We start from the raw sequence: 16310 nt of genomic DNA on the forward strand, positions 1-16310 counted from the left end.
GCCCCCCGGGAGGACTCCCGAGCGCTTTCGTACCACCCCGCGTAAACCGTTCGTAATGAGCGACCCCGTCCCCACCGGCTGTGGACCCATCGACGACCTGCTCGGCGGCGGCTTCGAGCGCGGCACCGTCACGCAGGTGTACGGCGAACCCGCCGCGGGGAAGACCAACCTCGCGCTCGCGGCGGCCGTCGAGGCGGCCGTCGACGGCGGCCGCGCGCTGTACATCGACACCGAGGGGCTCTCGATCGACCGGTTCCGCCAGATCGTCGACGGCAAGACCGCGGGCGACGCCGACTTCGAGGAGGTCGCCTCCCGCATCGTCGTCTCCGAGGCCCACGACTTCGAGGAGCAGTCCGAGGCCGTCCGGGACGCCGCCGAGCTCGCCGAGACCGCGGACCTGATCGTCCTCGACTCCGCGACGGGGTTCTACCGGCTCGAACGCGCCGGCGACGACGCCGGCGGCGAGTCGCTGCGGAAGGTCGCCAGCCAGGTCACCCACCTGCTCTCGCTGGCCCGCAAACACGACCTCGCGGTCGTCATCACCAACCAGGTGTTCCGCGATCCGGACGCCGACCGGACCCGGGGGCTGGGCGGCAACACGCTGGAGCACTGGACCGGCGTCGTCCTCCGCCTGGAGCGGTTCCGTGGCGGCAACCGCCGGGCCGGGCTGGAGAAACACCGCTCGAAAGCGACCGGCGAGACGGCGACGTTCCGGATCGCGGAGGGCGGGCTCGAGTCGACCGAGGAGTTCTAGACCGGCTCTTTTCCGTCAAACGGTACCGCTAGCCGGGCCGATCTCGCCGGCGATGTAGCCGGCAGTGAGAGGGGAACGCTGCCACCAGAGTAGCAACAGCCCGAAAAATCGCGCGGTTCAGTCGTGGATACGCTGCTAGGGCGGGCAAGTACTGCGAGCGAGCGAAGTGAGCGAGCAGGCCGACGAACGACCGTCGGGAGTGAGGAGGCTTTTGGTCGAGATTTTGCCAGGGAAGCGCCGAAGGCGCCGACCGCAGCAAAAGGTCGCGGTTCTACAGCTCGTTCAGCTTCCGGAGCAGCTGCCCGCGGTACTCCTCGTCGGCCTTCACGCCCTTGAGTTCGAGCACGTTGCGCTCCAGCCGGTCGAGCGCGACGTGGAAGGCGTGCTCGGCGCCGTAGCCCTCGCCGGAGCCGGCGACCTGCCCCTGCGTGGTGCGCAGGCGGATCTGACACCGCAGCAGCGGCGTGCCACGGAGCTTCTCCTTGTGCTGGGTGAAGCGAACGTGGGCGTGGAGCACGTTCATCTCCTGGAACTTGTCGGCGACGCTGGTGATGTCGTCGACGATGTCCTCCCGCGTGAGCACGTCCAGCAGGTTGACGTTCGTGATCTGGACGTCCATCGACTCCTCCTCGGTGTGGGTCAGCGCACGCAGCACGTCGGTCTTGGTGATGACCCCCTCGATCTCGGAGCCGTCGGGCGTCGCCGTCACGACCAGCCCGGAGATGCCGTTCTCGAACATGACCGACACCGCCTCGTCGACGGTCTCGCCCGAGGTGATCGTCTGGACCGGACTCGACATCAGGTCGTACGCGGGGATGTCGAGCATCCGGTCGAGTTCCCCCCGGCGGTCCTTGGAGCCCTGTCGCTCCTCGTCACGGACCGCGAAGTCGACGATGTCGTTGGTGCTGATGATCCCGGTGAGCTCCTCGTTCTCGTTGGTGACCGGGAGCCGGGAGATACCGTTCTCCCGCAGGCGGTTGATCGCCCTCCCGACGTGGTCGTCCTCGGTTACGGTGACGACGGACTCGGAGGCGATCTCGCCGACCGTGATCGCCGCGAGGTTCTCGTGAACCGCGTGCAGGATGTCGTCGGCGGTCACGACCCCCCAGAGGTTGTCGCCCTCGTAGACGGGCGCGATCTTCACGTCACCCTCGACGAGCACGCGCGAGACTTCGCGGACGTCGTCGTAGCGTCGCACGTTCGGCGGGCTGCCGCCGCTGCGGGAGGAGCGGACGATCGCCTCCGCCTTGGTGTCGTCCTCGACGTGGGACTGGATCAGCTGTTTCTCGCGGATGACGCCGATGCACTCGCCGTCGTCCATGACGACGATCCCCTTCGGGTTCTCCCGATCGAACAGCGACCGAACCTTCGCGACACGGGTGTCGGCGTCGACCTCGACGAACTCCTTGACGGCGATATCAGAGATGTCCATAGACACCTAATCGTTCTCCCGGAGGTGCCTTGAAGGTTGCCGCCGCGTCCCAGCGCCCGGGCTTTCCACCTTCAGCGCCCTCTCGCGGCCGACATCGGTCGAACCCCGACGACGCCTCGGCCCGCCGGGCGGCGCGTCGCTGCCGGATCCGTACCCGAGCGTTCTTGGGGCTGGCTCACGGATGCCGAGAACCATGCACGAACACGCAGCGACCGATCGCGCCGCGTTGGCCCGCAGCGCCGCGGTCGCGGGCGGCGAGGTCGCCGCGGAGTTCTTCCGCACCGGCGTCGCCGTCGAGACGAAAGCCGGCAAGACGGACGTGGTGACGGAGGCCGACCGCGCGGCCCAGCGGGAGGTCGAGGAGGCCATCCGCGCGGCCCATCCCGCGGAACCGATCGTCGGCGAGGAGGGCGAGGCGCTGAAGTCGGTGCCGGAGACGGGGCCGGCGTGGGTCGTCGACCCGATCGACGGCACCAACAGCTTCGTCCGGGAGCTGACGACGTGGGCGACGGCCGTCGCCTGCGTCGTCGGCGGCGAACCAGTCGCGGCCTGTAACGTCCTGCCGGCGCTCGACGACGTGTACACCGCCGACGGCGAGGCCGCGTACCGCAACGGCGCCGAGATCTCGGTCTCGACGGTCTCGGACCCCGAGCGCGCCGCCGTGGTCCCGACGGTCTGGTGGCCCCGCGAGCGCCGCGACGAGTACGCCCGCGCCTGCGAGGCCATCGTCTCCCGGTTCGCGGACCTCCGCCGGCCCGGCAGCGCACAGGCCGCGCTCGCGATGGTCGCCGCCGGCGCCGTCGAGGGCGTGATCACCAACGTCCAGACGAGGCCCTGGGACACGATTTCCGGGGTCCACCTCGTGCGACAGGCCGGCGGGACGGTGACGGATCTCCGGGGCGAGCCGTGGCGCCACGACGCCCGCGGGCTGGTCGTCTCGAACGGGGAACTCCACGACGAGATGCTGGCGGCGGCCCGGGAGATCGACGCCGACCGATGAACCCACCCCGCGGTCGACGCCGCCACAGTCGCAAACCCAAAGAGGCCACACGTCTCACCTCCGGGTATGGAACTCGACGACACGGACCGGCAGATCCTCCGGATCCTCCAGGAGGACGCCCGGACCCCTTTCAGCGAGGTGGCGCGCCGGATCGACATGTCCAGCGCGACCGTCCACGACCGGGTGAACCGCATGGAGGACGCGGGCGTCATCGAGGGGTACCACGCCAACGTCGACGCCCGGGCGCTCGGCTACGGCGTGAGCGCGTTCGTCGGCCTCCGGACCGAACAGGGCCGGGAGGAGGAGGCGCTCGCCCACCTCGCCGGGCTCCCCGAGGTGCAGGAGGTTCACCTCACCACGGGGCAGTGGGACGTGATGGTCCGACTCCACGCCGAGGACACCGACGCGCTCCGGGACCTGATGTTCGACCACATCGCCGACACCGAGGGGTTCACGCGATCGCAGACGATGGTCGTGCTCGGGACCGATTACGAGGCGGAGGGGCTCCCGATCTGACCGCTCGGGCCAGGTTCAGCTGCCGACGTACTCCGCCTCCGCGGAGGTGCGGTCCGGACCGAACGAGACGACTTCGGCGTCGATCACGTCGCCGACGTCGGCGCTGTCGGGGACGCCGTCGACGAAGACGACGAACCCCTCCTGCTTGCAGACCGCCACTCGCTCGCCCGAGTGGTGGACGTTGAACTCCTTGATGCCGAGCGTGACGCGATCCCCGACGTCGACGGGCGGCTCGCGCTCGGTCGCGTCGTCGTGGGCCTCCCGGGAGGCGGTTCGCTGGGCCTGCTGGATCCCGTCGGCTTTCCCCTTCCGGTAGGCGACGAAGACGACGAGCGCGGCGAGTGCGACGCCGGCAGCGACGTACATCGGTGTCGGCGAGACCATACCGAGGCTGGCGGCGGCGGCCGGGGTAACGTTACTGGTCGGGGATACCGCAACCCTGAAGCCCCGCCCTGTGTGCTGTTGGGGTATGTTCTCCCTCCGCGAGCGCGCCGACGAGAACCCGGCGCGAGCCTGGATCGCGGTCGTCGGGACGCTTCTGGCTGCCCTCATCGGGGGTTCGATCCTGTTCCCCGAGACGGTGTACGACGGCTTCATCTGGCACTACTTCTGGGGGCCGGTGCAGGCCGACGCCCACAACGCGGTCTGTGCGGTCCGCCCCGGGAGCACGGTCGAGTACCTCTACAGCACGTCGGCCTGCCAGGCGGCCGCCGAACCCGTCGCCGAACCCGGCTACACGGTGGTCAGCGAGATCGGCTACATCGTCACGCTGCTGATCACGATCACGGGCGTCGTGCTGCTGCTCGACTACCTGGACATCGGCGAGGACCGCGGGCTGTTCTGGGCGATGGTGCCGTTCATGCTGCTCGGCGGCGCGCTCCGGACCGTCGAGGACGCCCACAACGCGATCGGCGACAGCTGGTTCGACTACCCGTTGAACACGCTGCTCATCAGCCCGATCATCTACGTCACCATCTTCGTGATCGCGGTGGCCTGCGTCCTCCTCGCGCTGTGGCTCTCCCGACGGGGCGTCGTCGACGACTACGTGCGTCCGCTGGCGGCGATGGGGAGTGCCGCGTTCCTGCTCTCGGTCGCGTACCTCTCGGTGCTGGCGGCGACCGAGTCGCAGGTGACGTTCTACCCGCTGGTGCTGCTCGCGATGGTCGGGCTCAGCGCGGCCGCCGCCGCCGGGACGTGGTACGCCATCGAGACGTTCGCCCCGAAGATCAACGAGGGGACCGGCCTGGCCGGCGCGATGGTGCTGGTCGCCCATGCCGTCGACGGCGCCGCGAACGTGATCGGCCTCGACTACCTGATGGCGCTGGGCGTGCCGTACAACCTGACGCCCAAACACCCCGCGAACCGGTTCATCGTCGACCTGTTCGGCGCCGCGTGGCCGTTCCTCGTGGTGAAGATGGCGGCGGCGACGTTCCTGATCTGGGTGTTCGAACCCGAACTCGTCGAGGAGACGCCGCGGTACACGACGCTGCTGTTGATCGCGGTCAGCGCGGTCGGGCTCGGCCCCGGCTCGCGTGACCTGCTGCGCTCGGTGTTCGGGGTCTGAGGCGGTGGCCGGCGGCGTCGAGGGCGCCGACGCGGTGGCGTCGACCACGCCCCGCCGACCCCGACCGTCGACCCGCGCCATTTTTACCCCCTGGCCAAGAAGAACGGGTAAGAACATCCCGCGGGTAAACGCCAGTGTGGCGTTGCGGGGATCGGTGACCGACGCGCTGTAAGACGCCGGGGTCCACGACCCCCAGAACTCGCGGCTGTTTCAGTACGCACACCGCCACCAACGTGGCTTTGAGTGCATCCAACCATGGAAGTCGAAATCGCAACAATCGGCGGCTACGAAGAGGTCGGTAGACAGTGTACCGCGGTCCGCGCGGGACAGGACGTGGTCATCTTCGACATGGGCCTGAACCTGAGTAAGGTCCTGATCCACGACAACGTCGAGACCGAGCAGATGCACAGCCTCGACCTGATCGACATGGGCGCCATCCCGGACGACCGGGTCATGTCCGAGATCGAGGGCGACGTGCAGGCCATCGTGCCCACGCACGGCCACCTCGACCACATCGGCGCCATCTCGAAGCTGGCTCACCGCTACGACGCGCCCGTCGTCGGCGCCCCCTTCACCATCGAACTGGTGAAACAGCAGGTCCAGAGCGAGTCCAAGTTCCAGGTCGACAACGACCTGATCAAGATGGAAGCGGGCGAGACGATGCAGATCGGCGACGAGACCGAACTCGAGTTCGTCAACGTCACCCACTCCATCATCGACGCGATCAACCCGGTCCTCCACACGCCGGAGGGCGCCGTGGTATACGGGCTGGACAAGCGCATGGACCACACGCCGGTCATCGGCGACCCGATCGACATGGAGCGGTTCCGCGAGATCGGTCGCGAGGGCGAGGGCGTGCTGGCCTACATCGAGGACTGTACCAACGCGTCGAAGAAGGGCCGCACCCCCTCCGAGCGGGTCGCTCGTGAGCACCTGCGCGACGTGATGGAGAGCATCAAGGACTACGACGGCGGCATCGTCGCCACCACGTTCTCCAGCCACATCGCCCGCGTCAAGAGCCTCGTCGAGTTCGCCGAGGAGATCGGCCGTGAGCCGGTGCTGCTCGGTCGCTCGATGGAGAAGTACTCCGGCACGGCCGAGCGCCTCGGCTTCGTCGACTTCCCGGACGACCTCGGGATGTACGGCCACCGCAAGTCCGTCGACCGCACGTTCAAGCGGATCATGAAGGAGGGCAAGGAGAACTACCTCCCCATCGTCACCGGCCACCAGGGCGAGCCCCGCGCGATGCTCACCCGGATGGGCCGCGGCGAGACGCCCTACGACATCGAGGACGGCGACAAGGTCATCTTCAGTGCCCGGGTCATCCCGGAGCCGACCAACGAGGGCCAGCGCTACCAGTCCGAGCAGCTGCTCCGGATGCAGGGCGCGCACATCTACGACGAGATCCACGTCTCGGGCCACCTGAGCCAGGAGGGCCACTACCAGATGCTGGACGCGCTCCAGCCCGAACACGTGTTCCCCGCCCACCAGAACCTCCAGAACGCTGCGCAGTACGTCGACCTGGCTTCCTCCGAGGGGTACACGCTCGGCGAGGACATCCATCTCTCGCGCAACGGGCAGGTCCACCAGCTCACGGAGTAACGATGAGCGACGAAGCGACGGTCGAACGGCTGCTCGCCGCGGTGAAACAGCGCCGCGAGCGGGTCAACGACGCTATCACCGAGGAGCTCCCGATCCGGGATCCGGAACGGCTCTACGAGGCCTCACGGTACCTCCTCGACGCCGGCGGGAAGCGCCTGCGGCCGACGGTCTGCCTCCTGGTCGGCGAGGCGCTGACCGACGTTGAACCCGGCAGCGCCGACTACCGCGAGTTCCCCGCGCTGTTCGACGGCGAGGTCGACCTGCTGCGGGCCGCGGTCAGCATCGAGGTCATCCAGTCGTTCACGCTGATCCACGACGACATCATGGACGACGACGACCTCCGGCGGGGCGTGCCGGCGGTCCACCGCGAGTACGACGAGGAGACCGCGATCCTCGCGGGCGACACGCTGTACGCCAAGGCGTTCGAGTTCATGACCGACACGGGCAGTCGGCCCGAACTCTCCGTCGCCGCCACGAACCGCCTCGCGCGAACCTGCACCGAGATCTGCGAGGGGCAGGCGCTCGACGTGGAGTTCGAGAACCGCTCGGGCGTCCTCCCCGAGGAGTACCTGGAGATGGTCGAACTCAAGACGGCGGTGCTCTACGGCGCCTCCGCGGCCATCCCCGCGATCCTGCTCGGCGCCGACGACGAGACCATCGAGGCGCTCCGGCAGTACGGCATCGACTCCGGGCGCGCCTTCCAGATTCAGGACGACGTGCTCGACCTCACCGTCCCCAGCGAGGAGCTGGGCAAGCAGCGCGGCTCGGACCTCGTCGGCGAGAAGGAGACGCTGATCACGCTGCACGCCCGTCAGCAGGGCGTCGACGTGGACAACCTCGTCGACGCCGGGACGGCCGACGACCTCACCGAGACGGAGGTCGCCGACGCCGTGGCGACGCTGGAGGAGGCGGGCAGCATCGAATACGCCCGCTCGAAGGCCGAGGAGCTGACCGCCAACTCGAAGGAGCACCTCGACGTGCTGCCGGACAACGAGGCGAGCCGCCTCCTCGCGGATCTGGCGGACTACCTGATCAACCGGGGCTACTGACCCCCGAGCCGCATCGGTTTTACGGACCCCGGCGACGGGCACGTATGGATTCGACGCCCAGCGACCGCCGTCGCCGCTCGGTCCGCCCGCTGCTGTTCGTCATCGCCGGCGCCCACACGGGCGCCTTCGCCGGCTCGGCGCTCCCCCGGTTCGGCCTGCCGGGAGACGTGATCAGCGGCCTCACGGTACTCGCGCTGTTCACGCTGCCGTTCGTCGTCGACGCCAAGTGGGAGTACGTCGACCCCCTGTTCGAGCGGATCATGCGGTAGCCCGCCCGCCGCTCGCGCCGCGATGAACACGCTCAAGCCGTCCCCGCCACGAGTTCCGACGTGTCTCGCTACGAGGATGCGATCCTGTTCGTCGTTCTCGCGATCGCGTGGGGCGCGGGGTTCTCGGCTATCGAGGTCGGCCTGGAGACGATCCCGCCGATCCTGTTCGCGGCCTTCCGGTTCGACATCGGCGCCGCCGTCACGGTCGTCGCGCTCGCGGCGCTGGGGCGTCTCGACCGGCCGACCACCCGCGCCGACTTGGGGGCGATCGTCGTCGCCGCCTCGCTGCTGGTGTTCGCCAACGTGTTCTTCCTGTTCTTCGGCCAGCTCTACACCTCCGGCTCGATCGCGTCGGTGGTGTACAGCCTCAACCCCGTGCTGACCGTCGGCTTCGCCGCCGTACTGCTCTCGGGTGGCGGGCTCGGCCCCCGTGACGCCGTCGGGATCGTGCTCGGGCTGCTCGGCGTCGTGCTGATCGCGCGCCCCTCGCCGACCGCCGTTGCCGAGCCGCCGGCTGGCGCGCCCGCCGTCCTCGACGGCGCCTTCGCGCTGTTCGGTCCCGACGGGCTGGGCGCGCTGCTGGTGTTCTGTGCGGTTATCGCCGTCGCCGCGGGCAGCGTGCTGCTGCGTCGGGTCGACGCGCCGATGGCGAGCCTCCCGACCACGGGCTGGGCGATGGCGCTGGGCGCGCTCATGCTCCACGCCGCGAGCCTTGGGATCGGGGAGTCGGTGATGCTCCCCTCGGGGACCTGGACGTGGGTCGCCGTCGGCTACGTCGGCGTCGTCGCGAGCTCGGTGGGCTACGGCGCCTACTTCACGCTGATGCGCCGCCGGGGGCCGTTCACCGCCAACCTCGTGAGCTATGCGGTCCCCGCGGTCGCGTCAGTCACCGGGTGGGCGCTGCTTGACGAACAGTTGCCGCCGCTGGCGATCGCCGGGTTCGTCTGTATCCTCGCCGGCTTCCTCGTTCTGAACCGGACCGTCGTCGCGGAAGAACTCCGGACGCTTCGCGCCTGACCCGTCGACGGACTCAGGCCAGATCGAGATCGCCGAGGATCTCGTCGGCGTGGTTCTCGGGGTCGACACCCTCGTAGACGGCGACGATCTCCCCGTCGTCGTCGACGACGAACGTGTTGCGGAACACGCCCGTCACCTCGTTGCCGAAGACGTTCTTCTCGCCGTAGGAGTCGTACGCCGCCGACACTTCGCCGTCCTCGTCGGAGAGCAGGTCGAACGGGAGGTCGTACTTCTCGCGGAAGTCGGCGAGGTCCTCGACGGGGTCGTCGCTGATCCCGACGACCGAGACGCCGGCGTCCTCGTAGGCGTCCCAGTCGTCGCGGAACGAGCAGGCCTCGGTTGTACAGCCGGGGGTGTCCGCACGGGGGTAGAAGTAGACCACCGCGTGCTCGCCGGGGAGGCCGTCGAGCGACACGTCGTCGCCGTCCTGGTTCGGGAGCGAGAACTGGGGTGCGTCGTCGCCGGGTTCGAGCATGGGCTAACGTGTGGTCGGCGGGGACTAACGCTTTCCGCTACCAGCGGCGTGAACGCGCACGCTCACCGATCGGGGGAGCCACTAAAGGGATTACGCGGCTCCACGAAGGGGTGTACGAAATGGCTTACGAGTACGACGGTGACGCACACACGGCCCTCGTCGAATCGTACCGCGCGGACGAGTCCCCGTTCCCGACGGGCGCGCCGGCGGACTACCCGCCCCGGGACTCCCTCCGCGAGGAGCCCCCGCTGCTCAAGCGACTCCTGTTCCCGCGGTGCTGGAACGGGGACGAGCTGCTGGACGACCCGCGAGCGACGCGCGACCTGCTGACCGAGCTGGGGCGCCGTCTCCGCCGGGGGATCGAGGCCTACTCGGGGGGAGAGGCGTCGGCGACCGCGATCGTCGACGAGACGCTCGACCGGCTCCCGGCGGTCAGGCGGACGCTGAAGCGGGACGCCGAGGCCGCGTACAAGGGCGACCCGGCGGCGACGCGGTACTGCGAGATCATCCGGTCGTACCCGGGGTTCCACGCGATCCTCACACATCGCGTCGCTCACGGACTCTACGAGCAGGGATGCGTCGGTTACGCCCGCGAGCTCGCCGAGTACTCGAAGTCGGAGACGGGGATCGACATCCACCCCGGTGCGGAGATCGGGGAGTACTTCTTCGTCGATCACGGGACCGGGACGGTGATCGGCGAGACGGCGACGGTCGGCGACTGGGTCCGGATCTACCAGAACGTCACCCTCGGCGCGCTGCACTTCGAGGCGGAGGAGGGGGAGGAACACATGCTGGCGAAAGGGTACAAGCGCCACCCGGACATCGGCGACCACGTCGTGATCGGCGCCGGGAGCAACGTGCTCGGAACGGTCTCGGTGGGCGACCACGTGAGCATCGGCGCGAACTCGTGGGTGACGGAGGACGTCCCGGACGACACGAGCGTGTTCGTCGCCGAACACCCCGAACAGGAACGGAAACCGAACGGGTGAGTCCCCGGCGGGGTGGCCCTCGCTACCAGAGTTCCTCGGCGGCCTCGCGCTGGAGCAACGCCTCGGCGTTGTCCTCGGGCAGCGAGACCACGTCCTCGCTCCTGAGTTCGTACTCGCGGTCGTCGACGCCGAGCAGTCGGCCCACGTCCTCGGTGACGCGGACGGTCGTTCGGTCCGCGTCGGCCTCCTCGCCGCCGGTCGACCGGGTGTCGGCCGTAACCCCGCCGTCGGAGCGCGGATCCGCCGCCTCCTCGGGCGGCGACGGCGCCTCCTCGGCGTCGCGGGGCGGCGCCGGGGGAACGTCGTCCGGCTCGTCGGGCGCGGCGGCGGGCGAGTCGGCCGCCGTCGTGCCGGTGCCGACTGCCGGCTCGTCGCGGGAGGGAGGGTTCCGGTCGTCGCTCGTCGGGGACGGCTCGTCGGTCGCCGTCGACTCGGTCTGCTCGGGCCGGGTGCCGGGGGCACCGCCGGACGACGCGGGCGCGCTGTCGCCCTCGCCGGCGAGGATGTCGAGCACCCGCGAGCGGTTCTCGCCGATGCGGCCGACCATGTCCTCGAACAGGTCACGCTCCTGGGTAGTCAGCCCCTCCTCCTCGACGGGCATGTCCGCGGCCGCGAAGGAGGCCATCTTCACGACCTTGCCGACCCGGCGCTCGTAGATGGCCTCGACGACGTCCTCCGCGCGCTCGATGTCGTCGGTGAGCCGGGAGACCTCCGGGTCCGAGAACGGGTCGTCGGTCTCGTCGGCGACGCGCTTGCGCTCCTGTTTCAGCTCGTCGATGTAGGCGGCCACGTCCTCGTAGAACGAATCCCGCAGGTGCTGGAGGCTGTCCTTCTGGCGCTCCTTGCTCTGGACGGTTTGGAGTTCGTCGATGTCCATGTGTGGTGTGTTCGCGCGTGTACCGGGGGGCTGCGGGCCTGTTCGACTACTCTGTGGCTTTCTCGGCGCGTCCCCTCGCCATGAGGAACACGCCGACGTACTCTTCAACTGATTGCGGACCGGGGTCCATAGCTGTTTCGGCGCCAACGTCGACCGGTCCCGGCTCGGTGACGTTCACCATGATCCGCTGGCCGCGGAAGCGGTCGGCGACCCCGTCCTCCAGGGGATCGAACGCGTCGAGGTCGTCCGGAGCTATCGGTTTCACGACGAACCCCGTGCCGCCGTGGAGCGTCCCGGGCAGGCGGATCAGCCGGCGCACGTCGGTCGTGACCGGCTCGTCGATGGGCGCGGTCTCGTTCTGGATCACCCGTGCGGTCAGTGCTTCGACCAGCTTCCGGAGGCCGGGGCCGCCGGCCTCGACGTTCCCGTCGCGGATCGCGCCGGGGTTGCGCTCGACGGCGTCGAGGATGGTCCCCGCGCGGCCGTCGCCGATCCCGTCGAACGCGGTGAGTTCGTCCGTCGCGTCGTCCTCGTCCATCTCCCGCAGTTCGGCGACGAACTCGACGAGTTCGCGGTGGACCCGGCGGCCCCACCCGCCGCCGGTCTTGAGTTCGCGGCGGGTCGTGCCGCCGTGGGAGACCGTGCGGATCAGGTCGTCGCGGTCGAGGTCGACCGCGCGAAGGTAGTCGACGACCTCGCGGCGCGCCTCGCTGTCGAGTTCGAGCAGCGCGTCGTTGCGCACGTGGACGTGGTAGCCCCGGCCGCCGGAGAAGACGATCAGCAGGTCGTCGTTCGCGAAGCCGAAGTCGTCCCGGAGCAGGTCGAGCAGGCGTTGCAGGGCGTCCTTGCAGGCCGAAAGCATCTCGGCGTAGCTGGCTTCGTCCTCGTCGACGCCGGGGAGGTGGTCGGCGTCCAAGTCGAACACGAGGTCCGCACCGCGCCAGCCCTTCTCGGCCATCTGCCGGGCGCCGGGGTCGTCGTAGCGCGCCGCCGAGAAGTAGGCGTGTCGGGGCGCCTCGCGTTCGAGGAACTCCCGGATCGACTTGGCGTCCCCGCCCATGTCGAGCAGCGAGCGGTGGCGCACCATCGTCGTCCCCGCGCTCTCGGTGTAGGGGATGTGACCCCACTCGCGGGCGTCGGGCACTGGCGGGACCGAGAGCTCGGCGTCGGCGTAGTAGTCGCCGAAGCGCCCCCGGAGGTAGTTGCGCGTGCGGTCCTCCATCTCTGTGCCCGCTTGTGCAGTTCGGGGTTTAGGCCTTGCTGTCGGTCGCGCGCTCCGGCCTCCCCCGAGCTGTCGTCGACGCCGCCCCACGGGACGCGGTCACAGGGTCCGAGACGGCGCAGTCCGGGGGTTTCGACGGCTCTCCAGTTCGACGGCTTTAAGTCTAGCATCGCCGTCTTCTCCGACGAGACAGGCGTAGCCTGTTTCACTCACCCGTAGGAGCCGCCTACGCGTACTACGGAGGTGAAAGATGGCAGATTCAATAGAGGAAGCAGTATCCCGCGCACTCGAGGACGCCCCGGCTCGGAACTTCACCGAGACGGTCGACCTCGCGATTAACCTGCGCGACATCGACCTGAACGACCCGTCCAACCGGGTCGACGAAAGTGTCGTTCTCCCGTCCGGTACCGGACAGGAGACCCGTATCGTCGTCTTCGCGACCGGTGAGACCGCCGTTCGTGCGGAGGACGTCGCCGACGAGGTGCTCGGCCCCGACGAGCTCGAGGACCTCGGCGACGACGACGACGAGGCCAAAGACCTCGCCGACGACACGGATTTCTTCATCGCGGAGGCCGCGATGATGCAAGACATCGGCCGCTACCTCGGGACCGTGCTCGGTCCGCGAGGGAAGATGCCGACCCCGCTCCAGCCCGACGACGACGTCGTGGAGACGATCGAACGGATGAAGAACACCGTTCAGATCCGCTCCGGCGACCGCCGGACGTTCCACACTCGCGTCGGTGCCCAGGACATGACGCCCGAGGATGTCTCGAACAACATCGACGTGATCGTCCGACGGCTCGAGGCTGACCTCGAGAAGGGGCCCCTCAACATCGACTCCATCTTCGTGAAGACGACGATGGGGCCGGCCGTGGAGGTGCCCGCATGAGCGAAGCTCAGGACGTCCGCAAGACCGAGACGGTTCCCGAGTGGAAGCAGGCGGAGGTCGACGAGCTCGTCGACTTCCTCGAGCGCTACGACGCCGTCGGCGTCGTCGGCGTCACGGGCATCCCCTCGCGACAGCTCCAGAGCATGCGCCGCGGGCTCCACGGCACCGCCGAGGTGCGCATGAGCCGCAACACGCTCATGACCCGCGCCGTCGAGCAGGTCGACGAGGGCCTCGAACAGCTCGCCGCCGAGATCGCCGGCGAGGTCGCCTTCGTCGGCACGAACGACAACCCGTTCGGGCTGTTCAAGGAGCTCGAAGCCTCGAAGACCCCGGCGCCGATCGGCGCCGGCGAGACCGCGCCCAACGACATCGTCATCCCCGAGGGTGACACCGGGATCGACCCCGGCCCGTTCGTGGGCGAACTCCAGTCGATCGGCGCGTCCGCGCGGATCATGGAGGGCTCGATCAAGGTCACCGAGGACTCGAAGGTGCTCGAGGCCGGCGAGGTCGTCGACCAGGACCTGGCGAACGTGCTCGCCGAGATGGGTATCGAGCCCAAGGAGGTCGGCCTCGACCTGCGCGCCGTCTACGCCGACGGCGTGCTGTTCGAGCCCGACGAGCTCGCCATCGACGTCGACGAGTACCGCGAGGACGTGCAGGCTGCCGCCGCGGCCGCCCGCAACCTCTCGGTCAACGCGGCCTACCCGACCGCCGGGAACGCGGGCACGCTGCTCGCGAAGGCGGCCGGCGAGGCCAAGTCCGTCGGCCTCGAGGCGACGATCGTCAACGAGGAGCTCGCTCCCGACCTGATCGGCAAGGCGGACGCACAGCTGCGTGCGCTGGCGGCCCAGATCGACGATCAGGAGGCGCTCCCCGAGGAGCTGCAGGGCGTCGAAGCGCCGGCAGCGGCCGAGGAGACCGACGAGGAGACCGACGAGGAGGACGCACAGGACGACGAAGCAACGGACGCCGAGGACGCCGACGACTCCGAGCCGGCGGACGACTCCGACGACGACGAGAGCGACGGCGGCGAAGGGCTCGGCGAGATGTTCGGGTAACTCAGTACAATGGAATACGTTTACGCTGCACTCACGCTGAACGAATCGGGCGAGGAGATCAACGAGGAGAACGTCACGGCGGTGCTCGAAGCCGCCGGCGTCGACGTCGAGGAGTCCCGCGTCAAGGCCCTCGTGGCCGCGCTGGAGGACGTCGACATCGAGGACGCTATCGAGACGGCTGCCGCTGCGCCCGCCGCGGGCGGTGCGGCCGCCGGCGGCGCCAGCGAGGGCGACGCCGAGGCCGACGAGGAAGCGGACGAGGCCGACGAGGAGGAGGCCGAGGCCGAGGAAGAGGACGACGAGGAAGAAGAGGACGGCGGCGAAGGCCTCGGCGAGCTGTTCGGTTAACCGGCTCTCCGCTCTCGACCGCTCCGACAGTGCCGTTTTCTTTCGACGCCGACCGGGGAGTGGCGACGCTGCTCGGAGTTAGCGAAGCCACGCGATCGCCGCCAGCACCGCGCAGGCGACGCCGATGGCGATCGGGACTGGATCGTCGAACCCGCCGAACTCCCAGCCGAGCTGTGTCGTGCCGACGAGCGCGACGACGGCGACGACGAGGCCGAGCAGCCACAGACCGGGAGCGGTACTGGAGCGTCCGGGCATGGCTGTGGGTTTCGGGCTCGTGACGGATAGGTTCACAGGACGGCGCGACCGCTCCGGAGTTAGCGTTCGGAAGTCCTGTCCGGGTGATGCCCCGAAGGGGGATCACCCGCCTCGATCCGTGGTCGGTTGATCACGAGTGCGACGCGGTAGCCACGACTCGACCGGATCGAGTACACGTGCTCCCCAGCACCTGATACGCTCTCCTCCTCGCCGGCTATCTCACGGAGATCGCGTCGATTGAGGAGCTTTCGACCCAGTTAGGTGCACCAGGATCCGAGATCCGGTGATCTCTCTCCCCGGGATTCCGATGGGGGTATCCCGGAGGGATTGTCCGTTCGTTAGGAGCCATGGGCTGATTCGCCGACGGGAGTGAACGGACGAACTGGTCGACAGCGGTACGATGCGTTGCGTGAGGCGGACGCAACGGCCGTCGTCTCGCGCCCTCAGTGCTCGGAGTTCTTTTCACCGGCTTCGATCGGGACGTCCAGCCAGTTCTCCATCGGCGGAAGCGGACACTCGTACCGGTCGGAGTACGCACAGGTCGGGTTGTACGCCTCGTTGAAATCGAGGACCCACGTTCCCGCGTCGGTCCGGTGGTGGTCGGGTTCGAGGTCGATGTACCGGCCCGCGCCGTAGGTCTCCTCGCCGCTGGTCGCGTCCCGGAACGGCACCCAGAGCCGATCCTCCTCAGGATCACCCTTGTAGGCAGTCACGGTGACCGGTTCACCGTCGAGATCGACGGTGAACTCCCCCCACGCGAGATACTCCTGTTCGCCGTCAGTGCTGGTTCCGACGACGACCAGTTCGGGGTCGTCGTAGGCGTCGAACTCCACCTCGAACCGGTAGTCCGGGTCGACCGGGTAGTAGTTCAGCCCGTCGAACGCCGCCCGCTCGTCCTCGGGGATCGGTGACCGCGGGTCCTCACCGAAATACCGGTCTTTCTGGCGTCGCTGTGCCTCGATGTCGTCGATCCAGTCCTGGGCGCGGTCCATGC

Annotated in this window: 19 protein-coding genes; 12 read left to right on the forward strand and 7 right to left on the reverse strand. The window is 68.9% G+C overall.

The genetic code is table 11. From position 1 onward, the window contains the following. Positions 1 to 55 precede the first annotated feature (55 nt). Positions 56 to 754 carry a DNA repair and recombination protein RadB gene (gene radB, locus BMZ83_RS00995; RefSeq protein WP_074874706.1) on the forward strand — a complete coding sequence of 233 codons (699 nt, stop codon included), beginning with the start codon at positions 56 to 58 and terminating at the stop codon, positions 752 to 754. Positions 755 to 1025: 271 nt separating this feature from the next. Here the strand turns inward: radB and BMZ83_RS01000 are convergent, their stop codons facing one another. Next, positions 1026 to 2186, reverse strand: coding sequence for a CBS domain-containing protein (locus BMZ83_RS01000; RefSeq protein WP_074874708.1), 1161 nt, complete (start codon positions 2184 to 2186; stop codon positions 1026 to 1028). Between the two features lie 193 nt (positions 2187 to 2379). On the opposite strand from BMZ83_RS01000, the gene BMZ83_RS01005 reads away from it, so the two are divergent. Both BMZ83_RS01005 and BMZ83_RS01010 read left to right on the forward strand, forming a co-directional pair. Continuing rightward, entirely contained in the window at positions 2380 to 3186 is an 807-nt protein-coding gene (locus BMZ83_RS01005; RefSeq protein ID WP_074874710.1) for an inositol monophosphatase family protein, read from the forward strand. Positions 3187 to 3252: 66 nt separating this feature from the next. Then, on the forward strand, positions 3253 to 3702 hold the full coding sequence (locus BMZ83_RS01010; protein WP_074874713.1) for an Lrp/AsnC family transcriptional regulator: 450 nt from the start codon (positions 3253 to 3255) through the stop codon (positions 3700 to 3702). Between the two features lie 15 nt (positions 3703 to 3717). On the opposite strand, the gene BMZ83_RS01015 is transcribed toward BMZ83_RS01010, so the two are convergent. Further along, the gene (locus BMZ83_RS01015; protein ID WP_074874715.1) at positions 3718 to 4086 is read right to left on the reverse strand and encodes a hypothetical protein; all 369 of its coding nucleotides are present in this window, start codon (positions 4084 to 4086) and stop codon (positions 3718 to 3720) included. Positions 4087 to 4171: 85 nt separating this feature from the next. Here BMZ83_RS01015 and BMZ83_RS01020 point away from each other — a divergent pair, with 85 nt between their 5' ends. From BMZ83_RS01020 to BMZ83_RS01040, 5 genes are all read left to right on the forward strand, one after another. Then, a complete protein-coding gene (locus tag BMZ83_RS01020) occupies positions 4172 to 5266 on the forward strand; it encodes a DUF63 family protein (protein WP_074874718.1) in 1095 nt (364 codons plus the stop codon). A gap of 255 nt (positions 5267 to 5521) precedes the next feature. Further along, positions 5522 to 6868, forward strand: a complete 1347-nt coding sequence (locus BMZ83_RS01025) for a ribonuclease J (protein WP_074874720.1) — start codon at positions 5522 to 5524, stop codon at positions 6866 to 6868. A gap of 2 nt (positions 6869 to 6870) precedes the next feature. Next, positions 6871 to 7917, forward strand: a complete 1047-nt coding sequence (gene idsA3 / locus BMZ83_RS01030) for a geranylfarnesyl diphosphate synthase (RefSeq protein ID WP_074874722.1) — start codon at positions 6871 to 6873, stop codon at positions 7915 to 7917. 44 nt (positions 7918 to 7961) lie between these two features. Further along, positions 7962 to 8186: a hypothetical protein gene (locus BMZ83_RS01035; RefSeq protein ID WP_074874724.1), complete on the forward strand. Its 225-nt coding sequence runs from the start codon at positions 7962 to 7964 to the stop codon at positions 8184 to 8186. A 60-nt stretch (positions 8187 to 8246) separates the two neighbouring features. Continuing rightward, positions 8247 to 9203 carry a DMT family transporter gene (locus tag BMZ83_RS01040; protein ID WP_074874726.1) on the forward strand — a complete coding sequence of 319 codons (957 nt, stop codon included), beginning with the start codon at positions 8247 to 8249 and terminating at the stop codon, positions 9201 to 9203. Between the two features lie 13 nt (positions 9204 to 9216). On the opposite strand, the gene bcp is transcribed toward BMZ83_RS01040, so the two are convergent. Further along, complete coding sequence (gene bcp / locus BMZ83_RS01045) at positions 9217 to 9678, reverse strand: thioredoxin-dependent thiol peroxidase (RefSeq protein ID WP_074874728.1); 462 nt, start codon at positions 9676 to 9678, stop codon at positions 9217 to 9219. A gap of 119 nt (positions 9679 to 9797) precedes the next feature. Between bcp and epsC the strand changes: the two genes are divergently transcribed. Further along, the gene (epsC, locus tag BMZ83_RS01050) at positions 9798 to 10667 is read left to right on the forward strand and encodes a serine O-acetyltransferase EpsC (RefSeq protein WP_074874730.1); all 870 of its coding nucleotides are present in this window, start codon (positions 9798 to 9800) and stop codon (positions 10665 to 10667) included. A 22-nt stretch (positions 10668 to 10689) separates the two neighbouring features. Here the strand turns inward: epsC and BMZ83_RS01055 are convergent, their stop codons facing one another. Then, positions 10690 to 11544: a DNA replication complex subunit Gins51 gene (locus tag BMZ83_RS01055; RefSeq protein WP_074874732.1), complete on the reverse strand. Its 855-nt coding sequence runs from the start codon at positions 11542 to 11544 to the stop codon at positions 10690 to 10692. Positions 11545 to 11590: 46 nt separating this feature from the next. After that, positions 11591 to 12766 carry a DNA primase small subunit PriS gene (gene priS, locus BMZ83_RS01060; protein ID WP_074874734.1) on the reverse strand — a complete coding sequence of 392 codons (1176 nt, stop codon included), beginning with the start codon at positions 12764 to 12766 and terminating at the stop codon, positions 11591 to 11593. 250 nt (positions 12767 to 13016) lie between these two features. On the opposite strand from priS, the gene BMZ83_RS01065 reads away from it, so the two are divergent. From BMZ83_RS01065 to rpl12p, 3 genes are read left to right on the forward strand one after another with little or no spacing between them, the layout of a single operon-like run. Next, positions 13017 to 13655, forward strand: a complete 639-nt coding sequence (locus tag BMZ83_RS01065; protein WP_074874736.1) for a 50S ribosomal protein L1 — start codon at positions 13017 to 13019, stop codon at positions 13653 to 13655. After that, on the forward strand, positions 13652 to 14713 hold the full coding sequence (locus BMZ83_RS01070) for a 50S ribosomal protein L10 (protein WP_074874738.1): 1062 nt from the start codon (positions 13652 to 13654) through the stop codon (positions 14711 to 14713). The genes BMZ83_RS01065 and BMZ83_RS01070 overlap by 4 nt, the downstream gene beginning before the upstream one ends. A gap of 9 nt (positions 14714 to 14722) precedes the next feature. Further along, positions 14723 to 15061 (forward strand): 50S ribosomal protein P1, encoded by a 339-nt coding sequence (rpl12p, locus tag BMZ83_RS01075; RefSeq protein WP_074874740.1) that lies wholly within the window; start codon positions 14723 to 14725, stop codon positions 15059 to 15061. 78 nt (positions 15062 to 15139) lie between these two features. On the opposite strand, the gene BMZ83_RS16155 is transcribed toward rpl12p, so the two are convergent. Together BMZ83_RS16155 and BMZ83_RS01080 are read right to left on the reverse strand one after the other, a co-directional pair. After that, positions 15140 to 15316 (reverse strand): multidrug transporter, encoded by a 177-nt coding sequence (locus BMZ83_RS16155; protein WP_143076867.1) that lies wholly within the window; start codon positions 15314 to 15316, stop codon positions 15140 to 15142. Between the two features lie 443 nt (positions 15317 to 15759). Further along, the gene (locus BMZ83_RS01080) at positions 15760 to 16308 is read right to left on the reverse strand and encodes a DUF1684 domain-containing protein (protein WP_074874742.1); all 549 of its coding nucleotides are present in this window, start codon (positions 16306 to 16308) and stop codon (positions 15760 to 15762) included. Positions 16309 to 16310 lie beyond the last annotated feature (2 nt).

The sequence above is a fragment of the Halolamina pelagica genome, assembly GCF_900115675.1.
GTDB classification, from domain to species: domain Archaea; phylum Halobacteriota; class Halobacteria; order Halobacteriales; family Haloferacaceae; genus Halolamina; species Halolamina pelagica.

Coding starts and splice junctions, on each gene's coding strand:
- rpl12p (WP_074874740.1), top strand. CDS start 14,723: ATGGAATACGTTTACGCTGCACTCACGCTGAACGAATCGGGCGAGGAG.
- BMZ83_RS01035 (WP_074874724.1), top strand. CDS start 7,962: ATGGATTCGACGCCCAGCGACCGCCGTCGCCGCTCGGTCCGCCCGCTG.
- BMZ83_RS01065 (WP_074874736.1), top strand. CDS start 13,017: ATGGCAGATTCAATAGAGGAAGCAGTATCCCGCGCACTCGAGGACGCC.
- BMZ83_RS16155 (WP_143076867.1), bottom strand. CDS start 15,316: ATGCCCGGACGCTCCAGTACCGCTCCCGGTCTGTGGCTGCTCGGCCTC.
- BMZ83_RS01010 (WP_074874713.1), top strand. CDS start 3,253: ATGGAACTCGACGACACGGACCGGCAGATCCTCCGGATCCTCCAGGAG.
- BMZ83_RS01055 (WP_074874732.1), bottom strand. CDS start 11,544: ATGGACATCGACGAACTCCAAACCGTCCAGAGCAAGGAGCGCCAGAAG.
- priS (WP_074874734.1), bottom strand. CDS start 12,766: ATGGAGGACCGCACGCGCAACTACCTCCGGGGGCGCTTCGGCGACTAC.
- epsC (WP_074874730.1), top strand. CDS start 9,798: ATGGCTTACGAGTACGACGGTGACGCACACACGGCCCTCGTCGAATCG.
- BMZ83_RS01005 (WP_074874710.1), top strand. CDS start 2,380: ATGCACGAACACGCAGCGACCGATCGCGCCGCGTTGGCCCGCAGCGCC.
- BMZ83_RS01070 (WP_074874738.1), top strand. CDS start 13,652: ATGAGCGAAGCTCAGGACGTCCGCAAGACCGAGACGGTTCCCGAGTGG.
- BMZ83_RS01025 (WP_074874720.1), top strand. CDS start 5,522: ATGGAAGTCGAAATCGCAACAATCGGCGGCTACGAAGAGGTCGGTAGA.
- BMZ83_RS01020 (WP_074874718.1), top strand. CDS start 4,172: ATGTTCTCCCTCCGCGAGCGCGCCGACGAGAACCCGGCGCGAGCCTGG.
- BMZ83_RS01015 (WP_074874715.1), bottom strand. CDS start 4,086: ATGGTCTCGCCGACACCGATGTACGTCGCTGCCGGCGTCGCACTCGCC.
- bcp (WP_074874728.1), bottom strand. CDS start 9,678: ATGCTCGAACCCGGCGACGACGCACCCCAGTTCTCGCTCCCGAACCAG.
- BMZ83_RS01080 (WP_074874742.1), bottom strand. CDS start 16,308: ATGGACCGCGCCCAGGACTGGATCGACGACATCGAGGCACAGCGACGC.
- radB (WP_074874706.1), top strand. CDS start 56: ATGAGCGACCCCGTCCCCACCGGCTGTGGACCCATCGACGACCTGCTC.
- BMZ83_RS01000 (WP_074874708.1), bottom strand. CDS start 2,186: ATGGACATCTCTGATATCGCCGTCAAGGAGTTCGTCGAGGTCGACGCC.
- idsA3 (WP_074874722.1), top strand. CDS start 6,871: ATGAGCGACGAAGCGACGGTCGAACGGCTGCTCGCCGCGGTGAAACAG.